The sequence below is a fragment of the Bacillus badius NBRC 15713 genome (assembly GCF_001591605.1).
GTDB classification, from domain to species: Bacteria; Bacillota; Bacilli; order Bacillales; family Domibacillaceae; genus Pseudobacillus; species Pseudobacillus badius.
Genome location: NZ_BCVF01000033.1, coordinates 14,699 through 34,014 on the forward strand (window position 1 = coordinate 14,699; position 19,316 = coordinate 34,014).

Sequence of the window (19,316 nt, forward strand, 5' to 3'; positions counted from 1 at the left end):
TTTGTTCGCTGAAAGGAGGGGTACAAGTGAAAAGAAAACCGATTTTTATGCAAGTGGACTATACGAATTGGATGGAGGAACTAGCCAAGCCGATTACTGGCAGGCCGCAGTATCATCAAGAAGAAAGTGAAGTGCAGTACAGCCGGATAGCCGCTCGGGTGCTAGGAGCAGGCTTTGACGAGACCGAGTATTTGCTGGCGCTTTATTCGTTAAGCGAGCAGCCTCATGTGTACCTTTTATCTGAAACATTGGACAAGACGATGCCTAATGACCGGTTTCAATCTATTCAACGAATTCATCATATTATTCAAGAGGAGCCTCAGCTCTCTATCAACCGGTTTGTCGCGTTCCTCGAAGGGGCTGAATTGCTGCCAAAGTACAAGGAAGATCCTGACTTTAACCGGCTAGTCCGCTCCGCTCTTATCGAGGTTTTTGCGCTTTTCCAGGCTAACCACGGCGGAGCGCTCGGCCATCCGGAGTTCAGGCGGGTATTTCTCGATATGATCAAGTGGATTTGGAATCATTTAGATCCATGGGTCAAGGAAATCCCGCTTGCCCAGGACGTGCCGCATATCGTCTGGTATGGGGATATGAGCAAAAGCCAAGCTTATTTCCTATACTACTTAATTCTTTTAGGAATGGACGTTGTGATTCTGCATCCCGAGGGCAAAGATGACTTTAAAGAAATCGATCCGAAAAACGAGTGGACGGTACAGGCCGCTTATCCATCTACGATGAAGCTGCAGCCTTTTCCTACGGAAGAGCCAAAGCGGCAAGGAACAGTAGCTTACCGGGCCTCAAAAGAAATTGAGCATGTGCTGAATCATGAAGGCTCCGCTTTTTATAAGCCGTGGCAGTTTCGCAATCATCTCCCGGTTTCCGTCATACTGAAAACGACGTACGACGAAGTGTTTCTGCTGGCAAAAGAAAAAGCGTTTATTCGGCCAGGCTTTGCTGTTGAAGGGGAAGAAGTGAAAGTGCCGAACCTGTTTGCCAAAATTTCAGGTGTATCTAAAAACCGCAAAGATTATTGGGAGAAGATGCACAAGCTGACGAATGGCCCGAATGCAGTGACAATTACCAGTTTTCCATATCGGAAGGAAAGCAAGGCAAACAACCAATTTCACTATCGGCACGCGCTGGGGAAAGATGGGCAGCTTGATCCTTCAAAAATGCTTGAAAGCAACTGGTGGCAATATGGCCAGCTGCATGATGGCCTGCAGATGGGAATAGCAGCCGCCATTTCCCGGATGTGCGCTGATCCAAAAATAAAGCCGCTTTCAGGAGAATCTGAGGAAGATGTGCGCCTTTACTTATTCACCCAGACGATCACGATGCCGGAGGAGATATTGAATGTGCTGCAAACCTTCGACTATTCCCAGGATGTGCCGAAAATCATCTTATACAATAACGAAAAGAATGGGGATTTATCGCGGGCGGATGCTGCCTTCCTGTTATTGCTCAGTGAATTTGGCTTAGATATTATTTTATATAACCCGCCCGGTCACAATGATCTGGAACGATTTATTGATAAACAGTACTTTGACCACCATTTACTTGAAGACATGGTGTTTGATTTGCCATTTGACAGCGGCAAAAAAGACTTTTCCATCTTGAGCCGGATTTTCAAACAAATTTTTTAAGGAAAGGGATGACTATCATGCAGGAAACCGCAAAAAATGAACTGGAAGTGCTAGCAGAAAACGGGAATAAAGCCGAAGAGATGCGTTTGCAGCTTCGGAATGAACCGGAAGTGCAAAACCTGGTCCGATCGATTGATACAAGAAATCAAACAGAACTGCTTGAATTTGGCAAAGAGCCGGCCGAACAGATTTCCGCCTTCTCCGACCGGATTTTGGCTTCTATGCGATCCTCAAGTGTTACGGATTCCGGGGCGCTTCTAAAGCAGCTCGGCAAAACAATGGACAAGTTTGATAAAAATGATTTTGAGGAGCCAAAAGGGCTGTTAGGCAAGCTGTTCAACCGCGGCGAAAAAATGATTGAAAAAATCTTTGGCAAGTACCAAACACTCGGCAAAGAAATTGAAAAGATTCATATTGAAATCTCTAAGTATAAAGATGAAATGATCCGGTCTACGAATAACATGGATCAAATGTATGAACAAAACTACCAATACTATATGTCGCTCGAAAAGTATGTGGTTGCCGGCCAAATGAAGGCAGAAGAGCTGAAGCAAAAGGCACCGGAGCTTGAACAGCGGGCAGCCAGCGGTGATCAGCTTGCGCAAATGGAGCTCAGCACGCTCAATAACGCGATTCAAGCTCTTGAAGAGCGGGTGTATGATTTAGACATGGCCAGAATGGTGGCCCTGCAGACAGCACCGCAAATTCGCCTGCTGCAGCGCGGAAACACGAAGCTGATTGGAAAAATCAATTCAGCCTTCATCACGACTATCCCTATTTTCAAAAACGGCATTATCCAGGCGGTAGCGGCCAAACGCCAGAAGCTGGTTGCTGATTCAATGAGTGAACTGGATAGACGAACAAATGAAATGCTGCTGCGCAATTCGCAAAACATTGCTAATCAAAGCGCGGAAATTGCCCGCCTTGCCGGCGGACCGAGCATCAAAATTGAAACGATCGAGGAAAGCTGGAATACAATTGTCAAAGGGCTTGATGAAACTATGGCAATTGAGGAGGAAAATAAACGCGCCAGGGAAGATGGAATGAAACGGATTGCCCAGCTGCAGGAGAGCATGAAAAACTACGGGAAATAGGCAAGAGCGGCAAAGGATGAACTTAAGAGAAAAAGCGGGCCCAAGAGTGCATACTCTTGGGGCCCGCTTTTTTCGGCGGCCGCCTCCATGGAAAAGAATGATGGACGGGATTTAGGAAGAAGTGCCGGGCTCAATATGAACAATCGCATAGTGAACATTGTATTTTTTAAATAAGATGTCCTCGATCTGCTCAGTAATCAGGTGGCTGTCAATTACATTCAGCCGCGGATCGACTGTAATTGTTACATCCACGAGTGTCGAGTTGCCATGCAGGCGGGCTTTTACACTCGGCACTTGCTGGACTCCGGGAACGATCGAGACCGTTTCCCTTATTTCTTGGACAAGCTCCTCGTCAAACCCGTCCGTTAACGCATGTGTGGCCTGCTTAAAAATCTCCCATGCCGTTTTCATAATTAACAGCCCGACGATAAATGCTGTCAAAGTGTCCAGCCAATCCAAGCCAAACTGTGTTCCGATAATCCCGATAAATGCTCCGATACTGACAAGGGCGTCTGAGCGATTGTCTTGAGCAGCTGCCATGATCGATTGGCTCTTAATTTTTTCCCCTAAGCGCCGGTTATAGCGGTAGACGGCATACATGACGCCGGCGCTGAAAACAGCGGTCCAAGCTGTCAGCATGTCCGGTGTCGCTTTCTCTTCTATAAAGAACGACCGTCCCGCCTCAAGAAGAACTTGGACGCCGACACTCATCATAATAAAAGCGGCAATTAAAGAGGCAATCGTCTCTGCGCGAAAGTGTCCGTAATGATGGTCTTTGTCGGGGGGCTTGCGTGCAATTTTCAGTCCGATTAAGATGGCGATGGAAGCGATGACGTCCGTGGAGTTATTTAATCCGTCTGCTTGCAAAGCTTTGGAATGGCCGGCATATCCAACGCCCAGCTTGAGGATGGTAAGAAAAATATAGGCTCCGATGCTTAGCCAAGCACCTTTCTCACCTTGTTTTAAGTTATTGTAGTTATGATCCATTTTCAGGCCTCCGAAAACTTGCTGTGTCTCTTTATTAAGCATAACAGGCGGGATTTGAGTGGGTCTAGAGCAAGAGGATTGCAGCGGGTGAACTTTCCTGCGCCTATTTAATAGTATTGAAAGCAGTGAAAAAGAGAGAAAATGGCTATATTTTTAAATTGAAGCGGGTGATAAAGTATGATACACTTTGTGTAAACGGTTACACATAGAGAGGGTAAGACGATGGTTACAATAAGGGATGTGGCCGCGGAGGCCGGCGTTTCGGTTGCAACGGTGTCCCGTGTATTAAATAACAAGGGTTATGTGCATGAGGATACATTGAGAAAGGTGCAGCAAGCGATAGAAAAATTAAATTACAGCCCGAACGAGGTAGCAAGATCACTTTTTAAAAGACAGTCAAAGCTGGTCGGCCTGCTGCTTCCGGATATTACGAACCCGTTTTTTCCGGAGCTGGCGAGAGGAGTAGAAGACGAGCTGCAAAAACAAGACTTTCGGCTTTTGTTTGGCAATAGCGACGAAAATCCCGAAAAGGAACAAGCTTATATTGAAACCTTTTTACAGAATCAGGTAGTTGGCATTATTTCAGCTACCCAGACATCCGGCATGTTCAATCAGGAGCAGCCAGCTGTGCCGACGGTTTTTCTTGACCGGACACATGAAGGGCGTTACACCGTATACGCCGATGGCAGGGAGGGCGGCAAAATAGCTGCCCGCGAGCTGGTGCGCCGCGGAAGTCGCAATATTACCGTGTTGAAGGGGCCGGGGCACATCTCGCCTGTGCAAGACCGCTTTCTCGGTGCAGTGGAAGTGCTTGCCGCCTCCAGCGTCGATTTCCAGGTGATCCAAATGGCTTCCTTAACGTATGAGGAAGCGGAGGAGCGGGCAAAAGAGCTTTTTCGCCAGTATCCTGCGACGGACGGTATTTTGGCAAGCAATGACATGACAGCGGCAGCTGTGCTGCATGAAGCTTTGCGGATCGGCAAAGCGATCCCGGAAGAGGTGCAGATCATCGGCTTTGACGACATCCCAATGAGCCGGCTGCTTTTTCCCTCGCTATCGACGATCAAGCAGCCGGTATATGAAATGGGAAAGCAGGCGGCCCAGCTTTTGCTGAAGCTAATAAAAAAAGAAGAAGTTGCCGAGCAGATTATTCAGCTGCCGGTGTCCTTTGTGGAAAGAAATACAACAAGGAAGGTGAAGGCGGATGGTTAAAATAGCAGTTATTGGAAGCTCGTCGATGGATTTAGTCGTTACATCGGCAAAGCGGCCGGAAGCAGGGGAAACGGTACTTGGAGATTCATTCAAGACCGTTCCCGGCGGCAAAGGAGCCAATCAGGCGGTAGCCGCTGCCCGGTTAGGGGCGGAGGTGTATATGATTGGCTGTGTCGGCGGCGATCATTACGGAAAATCCATTATCGATAATTTTCAGACGAACGGGGTCCGCACGGACTATGTGGAACCGGTTACCGAAATGGAAAGCGGAACGGCCCACATTATTCTAGCTGAAGGCGATAACAGCATCGTGGTAGTGAAAGGAGCGAATGATGCGGTTACGCCTGCTTATGTAGAGAAGGCGAAGCCTGTCATTGCCCAAGCGGATATGGTCTTAATCCAGCAGGAAATTCCGGAAGAAACGGTCGAGTACACAGCCGGCCTCTGCCATGAGCTTGGAGTGCCGCTGCTGCTGAATCCGGCGCCGGCTCGTCCAATTAGCGAGAACATTGTTGAAAAAGCAGCCTATATAACACCTAATGAGCATGAAGCCGCTTTGCTGTTCACTGGCATGAGCCAAGGGGAAGCGTTAAAGAAATATCCTAAGAAGCTATTTATTACAGAAGGAAAGCGGGGCGTTCGCTACTCCGATGGAGAAAACGAAGTGCTTATTCCCGCTTATCCAGTTGCCGCTGTTGATACGACGGGAGCTGGAGATACGTTTAATGCGGCGCTTGCCGTTGCTTTGGCAGAGGGAAAAACGGTTGAGGACAGCCTGCGTTTTGCGAATCGTGCCGCTTCCCTGTCAGTGATGAAGTTTGGCGCGCAAGGCGGCATGCCGTTAAGAAAAGAAGTGGAGGATGCATTGAAATGAAGAAGCACGGCATCTTAAATAGCCATATCGCCAAGGTGCTGGCGGATCTTGGCCACACAGATTTCATTGTAATAGCTGATGCCGGGCTGCCTATTCCGGATCATGTGCCAAAGATTGATCTGGCGTTAACGGTCGGCATGCCAGGCTTTAAAGAAACATTGGCAGCTGTGGCGGATGATTTGGTGATTGAGAAAGTAACGGCAGCCGAGGAAGTACAGACGCAGAATGAACCGATATTTGATTATATGGAGACCATGTTTTCCGATACGAAAATGGAATGGGTGACGCACGAAGCATTCAAAGCATTAACAAAGCAAGCAAAAGCCGTCATTCGCACCGGAGAAGCTTCTCCATATGCGAATTGCATTTTGCACGCCGGCGTATTCTTCTAGAAAGAGGTGAATGACATGCAAATTGAAATGACGAACATTCACAAGAAATTTGGAGCAAACCAGGTGCTGAGCGGAGTCAACTTTGAACTGCTGCCTGGAGAAGTTCATGCACTCATGGGAGAGAATGGGGCAGGCAAGTCCACTTTGATGAATATACTGACGGGTCTGCATACACAGGATGAAGGCACAGTTACAATCAATGGCCAAAAGCGGTCCTTTGCCAATCCAAAAGAAGCGGAAGAAGGCGGCATCGCTTTTATTCACCAAGAGCTGAATATTTGGCCGGCCATGACAGTGCTGGAAAACCTTTTTATTGGCCGCGAACAGAGAAATGCGTTTGGCTTGCTAAGAACGAAAGAAATGAAAGAGCTGGCACGGGAGCAGTTTAAGAAGCTGGATGTGGCTATTCCGCTTGAGAAAGAAGCAGGTCTTTGCTCAGTCGGCCAGCAGCAAATGATCGAGATCGCCAAGGCGCTGATGACAAATGCCGAGGTCATTATCATGGATGAGCCGACCGCTGCTTTAACGGAGAGAGAAATTTCCAAGTTATTCGACGTCATTCGCTCGCTAAGCAAGCAAGGCGTGTCTATCGTCTATATCTCCCACCGCATGGAAGAGATTTTTACCATTTGCGACCGCATTACAGTTATGCGCGACGGTAAAACCGTTGATACGAAGAAAATTAAAGAAACGAACTTCAATGAAGTCGTTAAAAAAATGGTTGGCCGCGAGCTGGAGGACCGCTTCCCATCAAGAAAGCCATCTCTGGGGGAAACTGTGCTCGAAGTCAAGGACTTTACGAAAAAGGGAGTCTTCAAGGATGTAAACTTCTCAGTAAAAGCAGGCGAAATCGTTGGTGTTTCCGGTTTAATGGGAGCCGGACGAACAGAAGTGATGAGAGCCATTTTCGGATTGGATCGGATCGACAGCGGTGAACTCTATCTAAATGGGCAAAAAACAACGGTTCATTCACCGAGTGACGCAGTCGGCAAAGGGATCGGCTTTATTACTGAGGATCGGAAGGAAGAAGGGCTGATTCTTGATTTCTCAATCCGAGAGAACATTGCTTTGCCAAGCGTGAAAAGCTTTGCTCCGAAAGGAATGATCGACCAGAAGAATGAGCGGGAATTCGTCGAGCTGCTGATTAAACGGCTAACGATTAAAGCCGAGTCAGCGGAAACAAGCGCGAAAAACTTGTCAGGCGGGAACCAGCAAAAGGTCGTGCTCGCTAAATGGATCGGCATCGGGCCGAAAGTGCTGATTTTGGATGAGCCGACAAGAGGTGTCGATGTCGGCGCCAAGCGTGAAATTTATACGCTGATGAATGAGCTGACCGACCGCGGAGTTGCCATCATTATGGTATCTTCCGAGCTGCCGGAAATATTGGGCATGAGCGACCGCATTCTCGTTTTTCACGAAGGAACAATCAGCGGAGAGTTAACGAAAGAAGAAGCGACGCAGGAAAGAATTATGACGTTCGCTGCAGGAGGGCAGTAAAATGAACAAGACGGGAGTAAAATCATTCAACGATGTGACTCAAAAGCTTGGGCCTTTGCTTGGATTAGTCATATTAATTTTAATTGTCTCTATTTTAAATCCAAGCTTTTTAGCTCCTTTAAATATTTTGAACTTGCTGCGGCAAGTGGCGATTAATGCACTGATTGCCTATGGGATGACGTTTGTTATTTTAACGGGCGGCATTGACTTATCGGTCGGCTCCATTTTGGCGCTGTCGAGTGCTTTAATGGCCGGGATGATCGTTTCAGGGATCGATCCGATGCTGGCTATTTTAATTGGCTGCTTGCTGGGGGCGATCATGGGAGCGATCAACGGTTTATTAATTACAAAAGGGAAAATGGCGCCATTTATTGCCACGTTGGCAACGATGACCGTGTATCGCGGCTTAACGCTCGTCTATACAGATGGAAACCCGATTACCGGTCTTGGGGACAGTTATTTGTTTCAGCTGTTCGGCCGCGGCTATTTTCTTGGCATTCCCGTGCCGGCTGTGACGATGATGCTTGCTTTTGTTGTCCTATGGATAATTTTGCATAAAACACCGTTTGGCCGCCAAACGTATGCCATTGGCGGCAATGAAAAAGCCGCGTGGATTTCAGGCATTAAGGTGTCCAGAGTGAAGGTCATGATTTATTCATTGGCCGGTCTGCTCGCTGCTTTAGCTGGAGCCATCCTGACATCACGGCTTAATTCTGCACAGCCGACAGCGGGGACTTCCTATGAGCTCGATGCTATTGCGGCTGTTGTCCTTGGGGGAACAAGCTTGTCGGGCGGCCGCGGGCTCATCATTGGCACACTTATTGGCGCGTTGATTATTGGCACACTGAACAACGGTCTGAACCTGCTCGGTGTCTCTTCCTTCTTCCAAATGGTTGTTAAAGGAATTGTTATCGTGATCGCTGTATTAATTGACCGTAAAAAGGCAGCCTAGGAGGGGATTGGCTTGAAAAAATTATCGATAATCCTATTGTCATTGGCGCTGTTCATGCTCGGCGGCTGTTCACTCGAACCGCCGCAATGGGCTAAACCGGCAAAAAAGGACAAGCTGGAGGATATAAAAATTGGTTTATCCGTCTCTACATTGAATAATCCATTCTTTGTTTCCTTAAAAGACGGGGTTGTGAAAGAAGCGAAAAAGAACCAAATGGAAACAATCGTTGTAGATGCACAAAACGATTCGGCGAAGCAAATTAACGATGTCGAGGATTTAATTCAGCAAGGAGTCGATGTGCTGCTCATTAACCCGACTGACTCATCAGCCATTTCAACAGCCGTCCAATCTGCTAATGCGATCGGCATCCCCGTCATTACATTGGACCGCTCGGCTGAAAAGGGAGACGTAGTGACACTCGTTGCTTCAGATAACGTGAAGGGCGGCCAAATGGCCGGCGACTTTATCGTTGAGAAGCTCGGAGAAGGAGCGAAGGTGGCGGAGCTGGAAGGCGTGCCAGGAGCTTCTGCGACACGTGAGCGCGGCAAAGGCTTTCATTTGACAGCTGATAAAAAGCTGGAAGTGGTTGCAAAGCAATCGGCCGATTTCGACCGGACAAAAGGATTGAACGTGATGGAGAACATTTTGCAAGGCCATCCTGATATTCAAGCGGTCTTTGCCCATAATGACGAAATGGCGCTCGGAGCCATTGAAGCGATCGCAAGCTCCGGCAAAGACATTCTCGTCATCGGCTTTGACGGCAACGATGATGCTATTAAGTCCGTGAAAGCCGGTCAGATGGCAGCCACTGTTGCCCAGCAGCCGGAGCTTATTGGCCAGCTCGCCGTTCAGGCAGCCGCCGATACCATGAAAGGCAAGAAAGTGGAGAAAGCTATTCCAGCGCCTTTAAAGCTGGTAACGGAGTAAGGGCAAACCGGCAGAGAATCTCTGCCGGTTTTTTCCTGTCAGAGGTTCGCGTAAAGCTTCAACGGTTGCGTATTCCTCTTCTTTTTTTATATAAATATCATATTGGGCAGTATCGTCAAAGCCTCTGCCGCCAAAGTGAACCGGAATTTTGGTTTTGTACAAAACCCCCTTGTTTTTCAATTTTCCGATGATCGCATAATAGCTCTCCTGTCCGTGCACCGTCCGCAACAGTTTCCATTTTCGCTGATGCATCCATGAAAATACGGTTCCTATCATACAGGCGAATAGTAAAAGAATAAGAGCGACACTCCATTTTAGCCCTCCTTGTTTGCTCCATATTGACCTTCCTTTATCAGTCTATTCCGTAAGTGCAAGTGTTAAAGCATGTATATAAGACAGCTGCGCCAGGCAAAAACACCCCTACTTGCCTGACAGCAAATGGTGAAGCAGTCTTTCCTTATCCTCAAAAAATTGTTTCATAATTTTATAATGGCCGGTTTCTTCAAGCGGCTTCTCACGCAACCCTTCTTCAGTCAGCTCCCATATGGTAGCATCCGGGTAGGCCATTAAGAGCGGCGAATGGGTAGCGATAATAAATTGAGAGTTCTCCGCTAGTAAATCGTGCATTCTTGAGAGAATGGAAAGCTGCCTTAAAGGGGAAAGAGCAGCCTCGGGCTCATCGAGAATATAAAGGCCGTTTCCTCTAAATCGATGATTGAAGGCAGCGAAAAACGATTCGCCGTGTGATTGCTCATGCAAGGGCTTTCCGCCGAAGCCATCAATAATCCGGGGTCCCATGCCAGGCTCTTTATCCAGCTCTTCAATGTTTGTTGCTACGTTGTAAAAGGTTTCCGCTCTTAGAAAGAAACCGTCCTTAGGCCTTCTCGTTCCCTTAATAAGCTTTATATAATGTTCAAGTTCAGAATGAGACTGATAAGTAGAAAAGTTAAAATGGAACGTACCTCCTTCTGGATTGAAGCCGGCAGCAAGGGCGATGGCTTCCAGCAAAGTAGACTTGCCCATTCCGTTTTCGCCGATAATGTAAGTAATCTTCGGATGAAGGTCAATGGCTTCCGCCCGGATGAACGGAAAGTGAAACGGGTACGTATCGAAGGAGGGAATAACTTCTTTCTTAAATCTCACTTGTTTAATGAAGGGGCTGCTGTAATGATTGATCATTGGTTTCCTCCGCTATCCTGGTTTTTAACCAGTTTAACAAAAATTCATGACACGGATTGATTGAGCTGATAATAAAATACATCAGGCAGCTGCGAAGTGAGTGAATGGAAATTTGGAATTGACAACAAAAGTTTGCCTCAGGCAAAATGAGGCTATATAATAAACGTATTTTCATCATAGTAATGAAACATCATGACTTGTCGGAAAGGAAGATTCGTATGTTAATGGACTCGTTTGCAACTTTAAATCCGGCTGTCCAAGCGTTGATTGGCGGTTTGATGACATGGGGATTGACTGCGTTAGGCGCATCTATTGTTTTTTTCTTTCGCCAGATCAATCAGAACGTCATGAACACGATGCTGGGCTTTGCGGCTGGTGTAATGATTGCTGCATCCTTTTGGTCTCTCTTGGCGCCTTCCATAGAATTTAGTGAACAAAACGGCCAGATTCCATGGCTGCCGCCTGCGATCGGCTTTTTGCTTGGCGGTCTTTTTATCCGGCTGCTTGATTTCGTTGTTCCCCATCTTGATTCTGGAGTAGCTGAAAATGAGGCGGAAGGACCGAAAACCGGTCTGTCAAAGACTACTCTGCTCTTCCTTGCCATTACGCTTCATAATATTCCGGAAGGCCTTGCGATTGGTGTAGCTTTTGGGGCGGCCGCGATTGGTCTTGGCGATGCTTCGCTAGTCGGGGCTCTCGGGCTTGCCATTGGAATTGGCATCCAAAATATGCCGGAAGGAGCGGCTCTTTCCGTGCCGCTAAGAGGGGAAGGCATGTCCCGGCTGCGGGCATTTAATTATGGCCAGCTGTCCGCCATTGTCGAGCCGGTCGCTGCTGTTATCGGAGCAGCCGCCGTGCTTGCTGTTCAGCCGGTGATGCCTTATGCCCTCGCCTTTGCAGCCGGTGCGATGATCTTTGTTGTGGTTGAGCAGCTGATTCCGCAATCCCAGTCTGCCGGCAGCAAGGATTCAGCGACCCTTGGCCTGATGGCAGGTTTTACGGTCATGATGATTTTAGATGTGGCTCTCGGTTAATCTACTTCCCCCGCACCTTGACTGAACGTGTGGGGGTGGACAGTTAAATCACAATTTCGGCGGATTCCCGCTTTTTGTCGGCAAGTTTTACATACAGTGCGTGCACAGGAGGTTCTTCAGAGGTCTGGACATCAATCATAAATTGACGGGGATCAAGCCGGCAGTGATGGCTTTTCGCCCATTGCTTGATTTTATTGACAGACTGCCAAATGGTTTGGGCATGTCCGCGATGCTCCATGTAAATGTACTGCTGCGGGGGGATAGAGAGGCTGATCATACCCGATGGAACAATATCAGCGCTGTTGACTTCTATGGCAATACAGTGCGTGATCAGGCAGCCGTGCTTCTGCAGGCAAATTTCCATGACATCGCCGTCTATTTGATTGGGAATCTCAATGGCAAACTGTCTGAATTGCTTCCGCAAATTTGCTTTCTCAGCTGCCAAATTTGTTTCCTGGCAGGTTTTTTGCAAGCCAATTACTTTAATTTCTCCAATGTCTACAATTTTGGGGATCATTCGGACACCTCCGCTTAAAATAATTGCTTGTTTTTCTATTTTACAATAAAACGAAGCCGGATAGGTAGGAATAGAAAGAAAATTGAAAAAATAGAATGTGTAAAAAGAAGCCGGCGCTGATCCCGGCTTCTTTTTAGCGGCAGAGCCTGTCCATGAAAAGCAGGGAGGCTTGCTCGTTTATTCTTTATGGGAGGGCTCGTTGATTTTCACGAGCTGTTTGCCGACGTTTTCACCTGTAAATAAATCAAAGAAGGCTTGCAGAATGTTTTCAAAACCTTCCGTGATCGTTTCTTCATAAGTCAGCTTTCCTTCTTGCAGCCATTTCGACAAGTGCTGAAAGCCCTCTGGATAGCGCTCGCGGTAATCGCCAACCGTGAATCCTTTGATTAATGCGCTTGATTTAATTAAATATTGCTGGATGCGGGGACCTTGGTCGTTCTTCTTATTGTAGGAAGAAATGGCGCCGCATTGGACGATCCGTGCAAATTTGTTGAGCAGGGGGTAAATAGCGTCTGAAATCTCCCCGCCTACATTATCGAAATAAACATCTACACCGTCCGGGCACGCCTCCGCCAGCGCCTTGCTGACGTCTTCTGTCCGGTAGTTAATCACGGCATCTGCTCCAAGCTGCTGCAGCAGCTGGACCTTTTCATCGGAACCGGCAATGCCTACGACTCTGGCGCCGACAATCGTTGCAAGTTGAACCACTGTAGAGCCGACAGCCCCGGCTGCTCCAGAAACGACGACTGTTTCGCCTTCCTGCGGCTGCCCAATGTCCATTAGACCGAAGTAAGCGGTCAGTCCGGTCATGCCAAGAATATGCAGAGAAGTGGTGATCGGGCCGAGAGCTGGATCTATTTTTCTTAACGAGTCGGCGTTGACAGAGGTGTATTCTCTCCATGGAAGAGAGCCAGTGACGATGTCGCCTTCTTGGAAGCCGTCTGCTTGCGATTGGATGACCTCCGCTATGGCGCCGCCTTCAATCGGTTCATTCAGCTGGAAGGGTTCGATATAAGACTTGCCCTCGTTCATTCGTCCGCGCATATAGGGGTCTACCGATACATAGAGGAGGCGGGTGATTACTTTTCCCTCCGATAATTCGGGGATTGCCGCTTCCTTGATGGAAAAATGTTCATTTGTCGGTGCGCCATCAGGCCGTTTCACTAAAAGAATTTCGCGATTTTTCATTCATTCATTTCTCCTTTTTTGTTTTTCCTTATCCTACCCGTTTGCCGCCAAAGCAAACTTTTTCTGAAAGGGCGAACGCCAAGAAAGAAACGCTAGTCATTTAAGTATTAGGTTTTTTTCATCTAGGAGCGGTTATTTTTTATGTATAATGGAAAGTGAAAATTCCCAATGAATGGATGTCTTTTAGAGGCATAAATTGTATTCAAGGGAGTGCTTTTCTTTGGAAAAAAAGGAGGTGCCGATGATGTCATTGGCATATTTTAATGGAAATATTATCGGAATCGACGACCCTGTTATTCCGATTGATGAACGGGGTCACCAGTTTGGTGATGGAGTGTATGAGGTGATTCGTTTCTATCAAGGAAAGCCATTCATGTTGAAGGAGCACCTTGATCGCCTATTTATGAGCGCCAAAGCGATTAAACTGGAGATTGGCAAAGAGCAGGAGGAACTGGAGGCGCTCATGCTTGAGCTGGCAGGGAAAAGCGGGTTGGCAGACGCGGACCTTTATGTGCAGGTTACGAGAGGCGTTGCGCCTAGAAACCATTTATTTCCTAAATGCCCGGCTTCCCTCTCCATAACCGTGAAACCGGCCCGCGAGCTGTCCCATCAGGTGCGCAGTGAAGGAGTTCACATTGTGCTGCTTCCGGACGAGCGCTGGCAAAATTGTTATATTAAATCCTTAAATTTATTGCCAAATGTCCTGGCGAAGCAGGAAGCTTTTGAACAAGGCTGCTTTGAGTCCGTACTTGTGCGGGATGGAATGATTACGGAAGGGTCAAGCACGAATGTATTTATTGTTAAAGAAGGCAAAGTGCAAACAAGGCCGTTATCCAGGTATATTTTAGCCGGGATCACCCGCTTAGCTGTCAAGGAAATCACTGGAGAGCAGGGGATTCCTTTCATAGAACGGGCTTTCAGACCAGAAGAGCTCCTTGAAGCCGATGAAGTGTTTCTGACAAGCACGACATCAGAGGTCCTTGCTGTTACGGCTGCTGATGGCCGCCAGATTGGCGACGGGCAGCCGGGACCTGTGACCAGACGTCTGTATGAATGCTTCCAGCAAAAAATAAAAGCGATGTAACACAAAACCAGCTTTCCCGGTCTCTTTATGAGGCAGGGAAAGCCGGCTTCTTTATTAAGACAGGCGGTGAAAGCCTTCTTCGTCTAAGTATTGAATTGCTTCTCCATAGGAGTTAAAAGTACCGTCTAAATTTAATCCGGCATACACATTCCACATATCTTCCTCTTCAACAAGCAGGAGTGTCTGATTGTCTCTGTTGATCCAAGTTTCTTCGTAAGCTTCTCCAGCAATGGCTTCTTCTGCGATCGTTTTGGGAGAAAGCGATTGAATCGATTCATCAATGATTTGGCGCAGGTCTTCAGCGGAAAATTCCCGGATGTTTACCATGCCTTTTTTATCTTTCTGATAGCCGGCTAATTCCCCGGCATAAACAAAACCGTTTCCATTAGGATGCAGGTGGTAAACGATGTTCTTTTTCTCAGTAACACTATCGGGAAATTGAAAGTTGATTCTTCCGAGCGATACGTCGTTCCTTTTTAGCTGAGGAAAAGATTCGATGACCGCCAATTTTTCATTAAAGTTCAGCATAATGCCTCCAAAGTTTAAAGATAGAATAAGTTTTCATTATAGCATAACCCATCCCGGGGGCTTTCATAAATTCAGGGACTTTAGTAATTACTTTTCAGCTTTTCTCTGGTAAAATGAAAGAAAAATGTAACATTTCGACAAAAAGCTACCTATTTTTCATAGAGGGAGAAACGCTCATGAATGTATCGAGCCAGAACAGCACTGAAGAAAAACTGAATGCCATTTCCAAAAAAGCAGCGTTTGCCGGTTTAGTCAGTGCTATGTCTCCATTGAATATCAGTATATTGGATGCTTTGCCCATCCATATTTTTTTAGAAGACAGGCAGGGGCGAACGCTTTTTGCCAATAAGCTGGCCTGCGAAACAAACGGAAAAGAACTCCATGAGCTGATTGGCAAAACTGTATTTGACTTTTTCTCCCCCTCTGTCGCCGAGAAAATCCGCCAGCATGACCTTAAGACGTGGGAATCCAAGCGAATGGGGATAAAGGAAGCCGTCGTGGATTTTAACGGAAAGCCTACTCCCATGCTTACAGGCACGACCATTATTGAAGATCATGCGGCAGGAGAAGAGTATTTGCTCGGCTTTTCATTAGATATCAGCGAGCGGGTTGAAGCAGAAGAGAAGCTGCAGAAGCTGGCCTATTATGACCCGCTTACGGGCTTGCCGAATCGCCGTTACATGGAGCATTATGGCAGCAGTTATTTAATGGCCGGCCCTGAAGAATGTTCAGCCGTGCTTGTCTTTGACCTCGACTTTTTTAAGAAAATTAATGACAGCCTTGGCTATGAAGCGGGTGATTTGCTTCTGAAAGAAACAGCCCGCCGGTTGCGAACGCTCGAGACAGCGGATGTTTTAACCGCCCGGATCAGCGGCGACCGCTTTGCTCTGCTCGCATCCCGGGCAAGCTGTGCAAACGAGATTTCAGCGCTTTGCGAAAAGGTACTGGAACTATTCCAGCAGCCGTTTCTTGTGCTGGACAGGAAAGTGCCGATATCAGCCAGTATTGGTGTTAGCATGTACCCGCACGATGGGGAAAGTCTCTACTCTCTGTTAATCCATGCCGGTTTGGCGGTTAATGTTTTAAAAAGTAAAGGAAAGAACGGGTATCAATTCTTTACTGCGTCCATGAAAGAGTTGGCTGAACGGCGTCTGGAAAAGGAGATTTCACTCTCACAAGGGCTGGAAAAGGGAGAATTTATCCTGTATTATCAGCCCAAAATAAATATAGATACGAAAGAAATATACGGCATGGAGGCATTGGTTCGCTGGAACAGAAGCAATAGTTTAATCCCTCCAGGGGAATTTATTGAATTAGCTGAAGAAACGGGATTGATCGTTCCATTAGGAGAATGGGTGCTGCGGGAAGCATGCCGCCAATGCAAAGAGTGGCGCGAACTGGGATACACGCAGTTGAAAGTAAGCGTGAACGTTTCAGCGGTGCAATTTCAGAAACAAGACTTTGCGGAGCTCACGGCCCGTGTTTTAGAAGAGACGGGTTTAGAGCCGTCGGCGCTTGAGTTAGAGTTAACTGAGAGTACGATTATGGATAAGCCAAAGGAAGCGGCCGTGATTCTTTTGCGTCTGCAACAGCTGGGGGTCTCTATTTCGATTGATGATTTCGGAACCGGCTTTTCTTCATTCAGCTATTTAAAGCAGTTTCCGATGAATGTGCTGAAAATCGACCGATCCTTTATTCAAAACATTGCAGAAGAAGGGGCTGATCAAGCAATCGCTAAAGCGATGATCAGCCTTGCCCACAATTTGGGGCTTATGATTGTAGCTGAAGGGGTAGAAACAGAAGAGCAGCTGGGGATTTTAGAAGAAGCGGGCTGTGATGCTGCACAAGGCTATTTCATCAGCCGGCCGCTGACTGCGGGCGCTTTTTTAGATTATCTAAAAAGCAGACATTTAAACGGATAACATTTGGAAAAGAGGGAGGCAGGCCTAGATGAGGAAAAAACTTTTCTTAAGCATCGCAGCTGTTTTTTTAATGGCAGCTTCTTTGCTGCCGTTGAACACCGAGGCGGCTGGCATTCATTATGTGGCTATCGGCGACTCGCTGGCTGCCGGCCAAACCCCTTACAAGGAAATTGGCGCCAGCTATACCGACCTGATCGCTTTCGCTTTGCAGCAGAAAGGGCAGCTGCAAAGCTTCTCCAAACAACTGGCGTTTCCTGGCTACTCGACCGGTCAAGTGATTGATCAGCTTGACAAGAAGGAAGCACAGGCACTGATTCGAAAAGCGGATTTGATTACGATTTCTGCCGGCGCGAATGATATGCTGCCGCTGATTCAAAATGATTCAGTCCGCGGGATGCTAAGCTATGAGGCTATTCCTGTCGCTTTCGCACTTAACGGGATGCGTAAAAATTACATCAAACTATTTAAGGAAATTCGGCAATTGAACCGGCACGCAGAAATTTATGCCATGGGGTATTATTTTCCTTATCCTCATGCAAAAGAAGAACAGAAGCGTTCTGTCGCCGATCAGCTTGCTGTGTTAAATAAAATTATTGAGCAGGAGGCGGCAAGGACCGGCGCTCACTTTGTGCCGGTTGCTCATCGTTTTGGCAACAATGCCGATTCGCTGGTTCCCAATCCGGCGGACGTGCATCCGGCACCCGGCGGCTACTTGGAAATGGCCAACAGCTTTATTCAGGCCTACGCGCCTGGCAGTCCAATGATTCCGACAAGCGTCTTGTCTCAGCTGCCGGCTCCTGTGCCTTTTGCCAAGCTGCAAAAAAGCCAGTCTTCCCATGAAGCAAGGGAGGAAAAACCTAAGAAAGAAAAGCCGCGGAAGCCGCAGAAAAAAACGGCTTTACAAGAGGGAAAACGCTGTAAAGTCAGCGCATATATGTAAATGGAGCATAGCTTTCGACAAAAGAAAGGCCGTCTAATAAGTCTCTAAAATAAAAACAGGCGGGGAAAAATGATTCATTTTTCCCCGCCTGTTTTTAATTGATAAGGATCTTTCCTGGAAGGAGCTTGCCGGCCAAGTTCCGAAGAAAGGCTGAATCTATTCAGCGCTGCATAAGAACAGACGATAATTAAACAATCATCCCCCTGCATCAGTTTGTTATTGGCATAGCACTTGCATTTGTGAACTAACTGGTCCTATGCCGGCCTGTTGCTAAACAGACAAGCTATACATACAGAAAGGGAGAGAATGATGGGAAAAGGAAAAATGAATATCGCGCTGATTCAGCATCAATGTGGAGAGAGCCATGAACAAAATATCCAGACGGCTGAAAAAATGATTACAGAAGCGGCCCAGCAGGGAGCCAAAATTATTTGTACACAAGAACTTTTTGCCGGGCAGTATTTCCCGCAGACAATCGATGTGAATAAATATGAGTGGGCTGAACCAATTCCCGGACCGATTTGCAACCGGATGCAAAGCCTGTCAGAAGAGCTTGGTGTCGTTATTATTGTTTCGCTTTATGAGTATGTCCGTGACGGCTTATATTTCAATACGGTCGTTGTCTATGAAGAGGGGGAATATTTAGGGAAGTATCGCAAGCACCATATTCCCGAAGGCCCCCAGTATATTGAAAAGTATTATTTCACTGAAGGAGATACTGGATATCCGGTATTTAAAACAAAGTATGGAACGATTGGCGTGTTAATTTGCTGGGATGAATGGTTCCCGGAGCCGTCCCGAATTCTTGCTCTAAAAGGGGCAGACGTCGTATTTTATCCTTCAGCCATCGGTTCAGAGCCGGATAATCCGGGGCTTGATACATCGCAAACATGGATGGATGCGATCCGGGCTCATGGCATTCATAATAATATGTTTATTGCCGCAGTGAACCGGGTAGGGCGTGAGGACAGCAACGAAGGCCATATGACATTTTATGGCCGCAGCTTTATCAGCAATCCGTGGGGAACTGTTATTAAAGAAGCAGAAACAAAAGAAAATGAAATTATTATGGCCGAAATTGATCTTTCAGAGGTCACGCATGCCCGCAACGTGTTGCAGTTTCATAGAGACCGCCGTCCTGACAGCTATGGAGAATTGCTCAAGCGTGTAATAGAAGAATAAATGGAGTTTCATAGCCGTTAAACGAATGTTTAACGGCTATTTTTATGCATAACTCTGCATGGATAAAACAAGATTCTGTTTTTATGCACATTGGAATAAAATATGCTGATCAGAATAATTTTTTTGTCGAAAGCAGATGAATAGACTGTCTTTTTGAATAATTT

Annotated in this window: 19 protein-coding genes; 13 read left to right on the forward strand and 6 right to left on the reverse strand. The window is 47.1% G+C overall.

Annotated features, from left to right (window positions below):
• Positions 1-26 precede the first annotated feature (26 nt).
• Together BBA02S_RS15055 and BBA02S_RS15060 are read left to right on the forward strand one after the other, a co-directional pair.
• Entirely contained in the window at positions 27-1,643 is a 1,617-nt protein-coding gene (locus tag BBA02S_RS15055; protein ID WP_231557185.1) for a YceG family protein, read from the forward strand.
• A gap of 17 nt (positions 1,644-1,660) precedes the next feature.
• Positions 1,661-2,737: a toxic anion resistance protein gene (locus tag BBA02S_RS15060; RefSeq protein ID WP_082028033.1), complete on the forward strand. Its 1,077-nt coding sequence runs from the start codon at positions 1,661-1,663 to the stop codon at positions 2,735-2,737.
• 111 nt (positions 2,738-2,848) lie between these two features.
• Here the strand turns inward: BBA02S_RS15060 and BBA02S_RS15065 are convergent, their stop codons facing one another.
• Complete coding sequence (locus BBA02S_RS15065; protein WP_041095544.1) at positions 2,849-3,724, reverse strand: cation diffusion facilitator family transporter; 876 nt, start codon at positions 3,722-3,724, stop codon at positions 2,849-2,851.
• 222 nt (positions 3,725-3,946) lie between these two features.
• Between BBA02S_RS15065 and BBA02S_RS15070 the strand changes: the two genes are divergently transcribed.
• The 6 genes from BBA02S_RS15070 to rbsB are packed head-to-tail and all read left to right on the forward strand — an operon-like array spanning position 3,947 to position 9,578.
• Positions 3,947-4,936 (forward strand): LacI family DNA-binding transcriptional regulator, encoded by a 990-nt coding sequence (locus BBA02S_RS15070; RefSeq protein WP_041113834.1) that lies wholly within the window; start codon positions 3,947-3,949, stop codon positions 4,934-4,936.
• On the forward strand, positions 4,929-5,810 hold the full coding sequence (gene rbsK, locus BBA02S_RS15075) for a ribokinase (protein ID WP_041113833.1): 882 nt from the start codon (positions 4,929-4,931) through the stop codon (positions 5,808-5,810). The genes BBA02S_RS15070 and rbsK overlap by 8 nt, the downstream gene beginning before the upstream one ends.
• The gene (rbsD, locus tag BBA02S_RS15080) at positions 5,807-6,202 is read left to right on the forward strand and encodes a D-ribose pyranase (RefSeq protein WP_041113832.1); all 396 of its coding nucleotides are present in this window, start codon (positions 5,807-5,809) and stop codon (positions 6,200-6,202) included. The genes rbsK and rbsD overlap by 4 nt, the downstream gene beginning before the upstream one ends.
• Positions 6,203-6,217: 15 nt before the next feature.
• Positions 6,218-7,699, forward strand: coding sequence for a sugar ABC transporter ATP-binding protein (locus tag BBA02S_RS15085; protein WP_041113831.1), 1,482 nt, complete (start codon positions 6,218-6,220; stop codon positions 7,697-7,699).
• 1 nt (position 7,700) lies between these two features.
• A complete protein-coding gene (gene rbsC / locus BBA02S_RS15090) occupies positions 7,701-8,651 on the forward strand; it encodes a ribose ABC transporter permease RbsC (protein WP_041095539.1) in 951 nt (316 codons plus the stop codon).
• 12 nt (positions 8,652-8,663) lie between these two features.
• Positions 8,664-9,578 (forward strand): ribose ABC transporter substrate-binding protein RbsB, encoded by a 915-nt coding sequence (gene rbsB / locus BBA02S_RS15095; protein ID WP_041095538.1) that lies wholly within the window; start codon positions 8,664-8,666, stop codon positions 9,576-9,578.
• On the opposite strand, the gene BBA02S_RS15100 is transcribed toward rbsB, so the two are convergent.
• On the reverse strand, positions 9,558-9,830 hold the full coding sequence (locus tag BBA02S_RS15100) for a hypothetical protein (protein ID WP_156136546.1): 273 nt from the start codon (positions 9,828-9,830) through the stop codon (positions 9,558-9,560). The genes rbsB and BBA02S_RS15100 overlap by 21 nt on opposite strands.
• A 168-nt stretch (positions 9,831-9,998) precedes the next feature.
• Positions 9,999-10,757 carry an AAA family ATPase gene (locus BBA02S_RS15105; protein ID WP_174521407.1) on the reverse strand — a complete coding sequence of 253 codons (759 nt, stop codon included), beginning with the start codon at positions 10,755-10,757 and terminating at the stop codon, positions 9,999-10,001.
• Positions 10,758-10,975: 218 nt separating this feature from the next.
• Between BBA02S_RS15105 and BBA02S_RS15110 the strand changes: the two genes are divergently transcribed.
• The gene (locus tag BBA02S_RS15110; RefSeq protein WP_041095536.1) at positions 10,976-11,791 is read left to right on the forward strand and encodes a ZIP family metal transporter; all 816 of its coding nucleotides are present in this window, start codon (positions 10,976-10,978) and stop codon (positions 11,789-11,791) included.
• A gap of 43 nt (positions 11,792-11,834) precedes the next feature.
• Here the strand turns inward: BBA02S_RS15110 and BBA02S_RS15115 are convergent, their stop codons facing one another.
• Together BBA02S_RS15115 and BBA02S_RS15120 are read right to left on the reverse strand one after the other, a co-directional pair.
• Complete coding sequence (locus BBA02S_RS15115) at positions 11,835-12,308, reverse strand: GyrI-like domain-containing protein (protein WP_041095535.1); 474 nt, start codon at positions 12,306-12,308, stop codon at positions 11,835-11,837.
• Between the two features lie 177 nt (positions 12,309-12,485).
• Complete coding sequence (locus BBA02S_RS15120) at positions 12,486-13,496, reverse strand: NADP-dependent oxidoreductase (protein ID WP_041113830.1); 1,011 nt, start codon at positions 13,494-13,496, stop codon at positions 12,486-12,488.
• A 241-nt stretch (positions 13,497-13,737) separates the two neighbouring features.
• On the opposite strand from BBA02S_RS15120, the gene dat reads away from it, so the two are divergent.
• Complete coding sequence (gene dat, locus BBA02S_RS15125) at positions 13,738-14,580, forward strand: D-amino-acid transaminase (protein WP_306305189.1); 843 nt, start codon at positions 13,738-13,740, stop codon at positions 14,578-14,580.
• Between the two features lie 54 nt (positions 14,581-14,634).
• On the opposite strand, the gene BBA02S_RS15130 is transcribed toward dat, so the two are convergent.
• Positions 14,635-15,108, reverse strand: coding sequence for a hypothetical protein (locus BBA02S_RS15130; RefSeq protein ID WP_041095532.1), 474 nt, complete (start codon positions 15,106-15,108; stop codon positions 14,635-14,637).
• 176 nt (positions 15,109-15,284) lie between these two features.
• On the opposite strand from BBA02S_RS15130, the gene BBA02S_RS15135 reads away from it, so the two are divergent.
• The 3 genes from BBA02S_RS15135 to BBA02S_RS15145 all read left to right on the forward strand — a co-directional run bounded on the left by BBA02S_RS15135 (position 15,285) and on the right by BBA02S_RS15145 (position 19,152).
• Entirely contained in the window at positions 15,285-17,030 is a 1,746-nt protein-coding gene (locus tag BBA02S_RS15135; RefSeq protein WP_052477322.1) for a sensor domain-containing protein, read from the forward strand.
• A gap of 28 nt (positions 17,031-17,058) precedes the next feature.
• Positions 17,059-17,970, forward strand: a complete 912-nt coding sequence (locus tag BBA02S_RS15140; protein WP_052475008.1) for an SGNH/GDSL hydrolase family protein — start codon at positions 17,059-17,061, stop codon at positions 17,968-17,970.
• Positions 17,971-18,276: 306 nt separating this feature from the next.
• A complete protein-coding gene (locus BBA02S_RS15145; RefSeq protein ID WP_231557184.1) occupies positions 18,277-19,152 on the forward strand; it encodes a carbon-nitrogen hydrolase in 876 nt (291 codons plus the stop codon).
• Positions 19,153-19,316: the final 164 nt, after the last annotated feature.

Bases quoted from the DNA above. Each gene is read 5' to 3' on its own strand.
- BBA02S_RS15060 (WP_082028033.1), top strand. From the start codon at position 1,661: ATGCAGGAAACCGCAAAAAATGAACTGGAAGTGCTAGCAGAAAACGGG.
- BBA02S_RS15065 (WP_041095544.1), bottom strand. From the start codon at position 3,724: ATGGATCATAACTACAATAACTTAAAACAAGGTGAGAAAGGTGCTTGG.
- BBA02S_RS15070 (WP_041113834.1), top strand. From the start codon at position 3,947: ATGGTTACAATAAGGGATGTGGCCGCGGAGGCCGGCGTTTCGGTTGCA.
- rbsK (WP_041113833.1), top strand. From the start codon at position 4,929: ATGGTTAAAATAGCAGTTATTGGAAGCTCGTCGATGGATTTAGTCGTT.
- rbsD (WP_041113832.1), top strand. From the start codon at position 5,807: ATGAAGAAGCACGGCATCTTAAATAGCCATATCGCCAAGGTGCTGGCG.
- BBA02S_RS15085 (WP_041113831.1), top strand. From the start codon at position 6,218: ATGCAAATTGAAATGACGAACATTCACAAGAAATTTGGAGCAAACCAG.
- rbsC (WP_041095539.1), top strand. From the start codon at position 7,701: ATGAACAAGACGGGAGTAAAATCATTCAACGATGTGACTCAAAAGCTT.
- BBA02S_RS15100 (WP_156136546.1), bottom strand. From the start codon at position 9,830: ATGCATCAGCGAAAATGGAAACTGTTGCGGACGGTGCACGGACAGGAG.
- BBA02S_RS15105 (WP_174521407.1), bottom strand. From the start codon at position 10,757: ATGATCAATCATTACAGCAGCCCCTTCATTAAACAAGTGAGATTTAAG.
- BBA02S_RS15110 (WP_041095536.1), top strand. From the start codon at position 10,976: ATGTTAATGGACTCGTTTGCAACTTTAAATCCGGCTGTCCAAGCGTTG.
- BBA02S_RS15115 (WP_041095535.1), bottom strand. From the start codon at position 12,308: ATGATCCCCAAAATTGTAGACATTGGAGAAATTAAAGTAATTGGCTTG.
- BBA02S_RS15120 (WP_041113830.1), bottom strand. From the start codon at position 13,496: ATGAAAAATCGCGAAATTCTTTTAGTGAAACGGCCTGATGGCGCACCG.
- dat (WP_306305189.1), top strand. From the start codon at position 13,738: ATGATGTCATTGGCATATTTTAATGGAAATATTATCGGAATCGACGAC.
- BBA02S_RS15130 (WP_041095532.1), bottom strand. From the start codon at position 15,108: ATGCTGAACTTTAATGAAAAATTGGCGGTCATCGAATCTTTTCCTCAG.
- BBA02S_RS15135 (WP_052477322.1), top strand. From the start codon at position 15,285: ATGAATGTATCGAGCCAGAACAGCACTGAAGAAAAACTGAATGCCATT.
- BBA02S_RS15140 (WP_052475008.1), top strand. From the start codon at position 17,059: ATGAGGAAAAAACTTTTCTTAAGCATCGCAGCTGTTTTTTTAATGGCA.
- BBA02S_RS15145 (WP_231557184.1), top strand. From the start codon at position 18,277: ATGATGGGAAAAGGAAAAATGAATATCGCGCTGATTCAGCATCAATGT.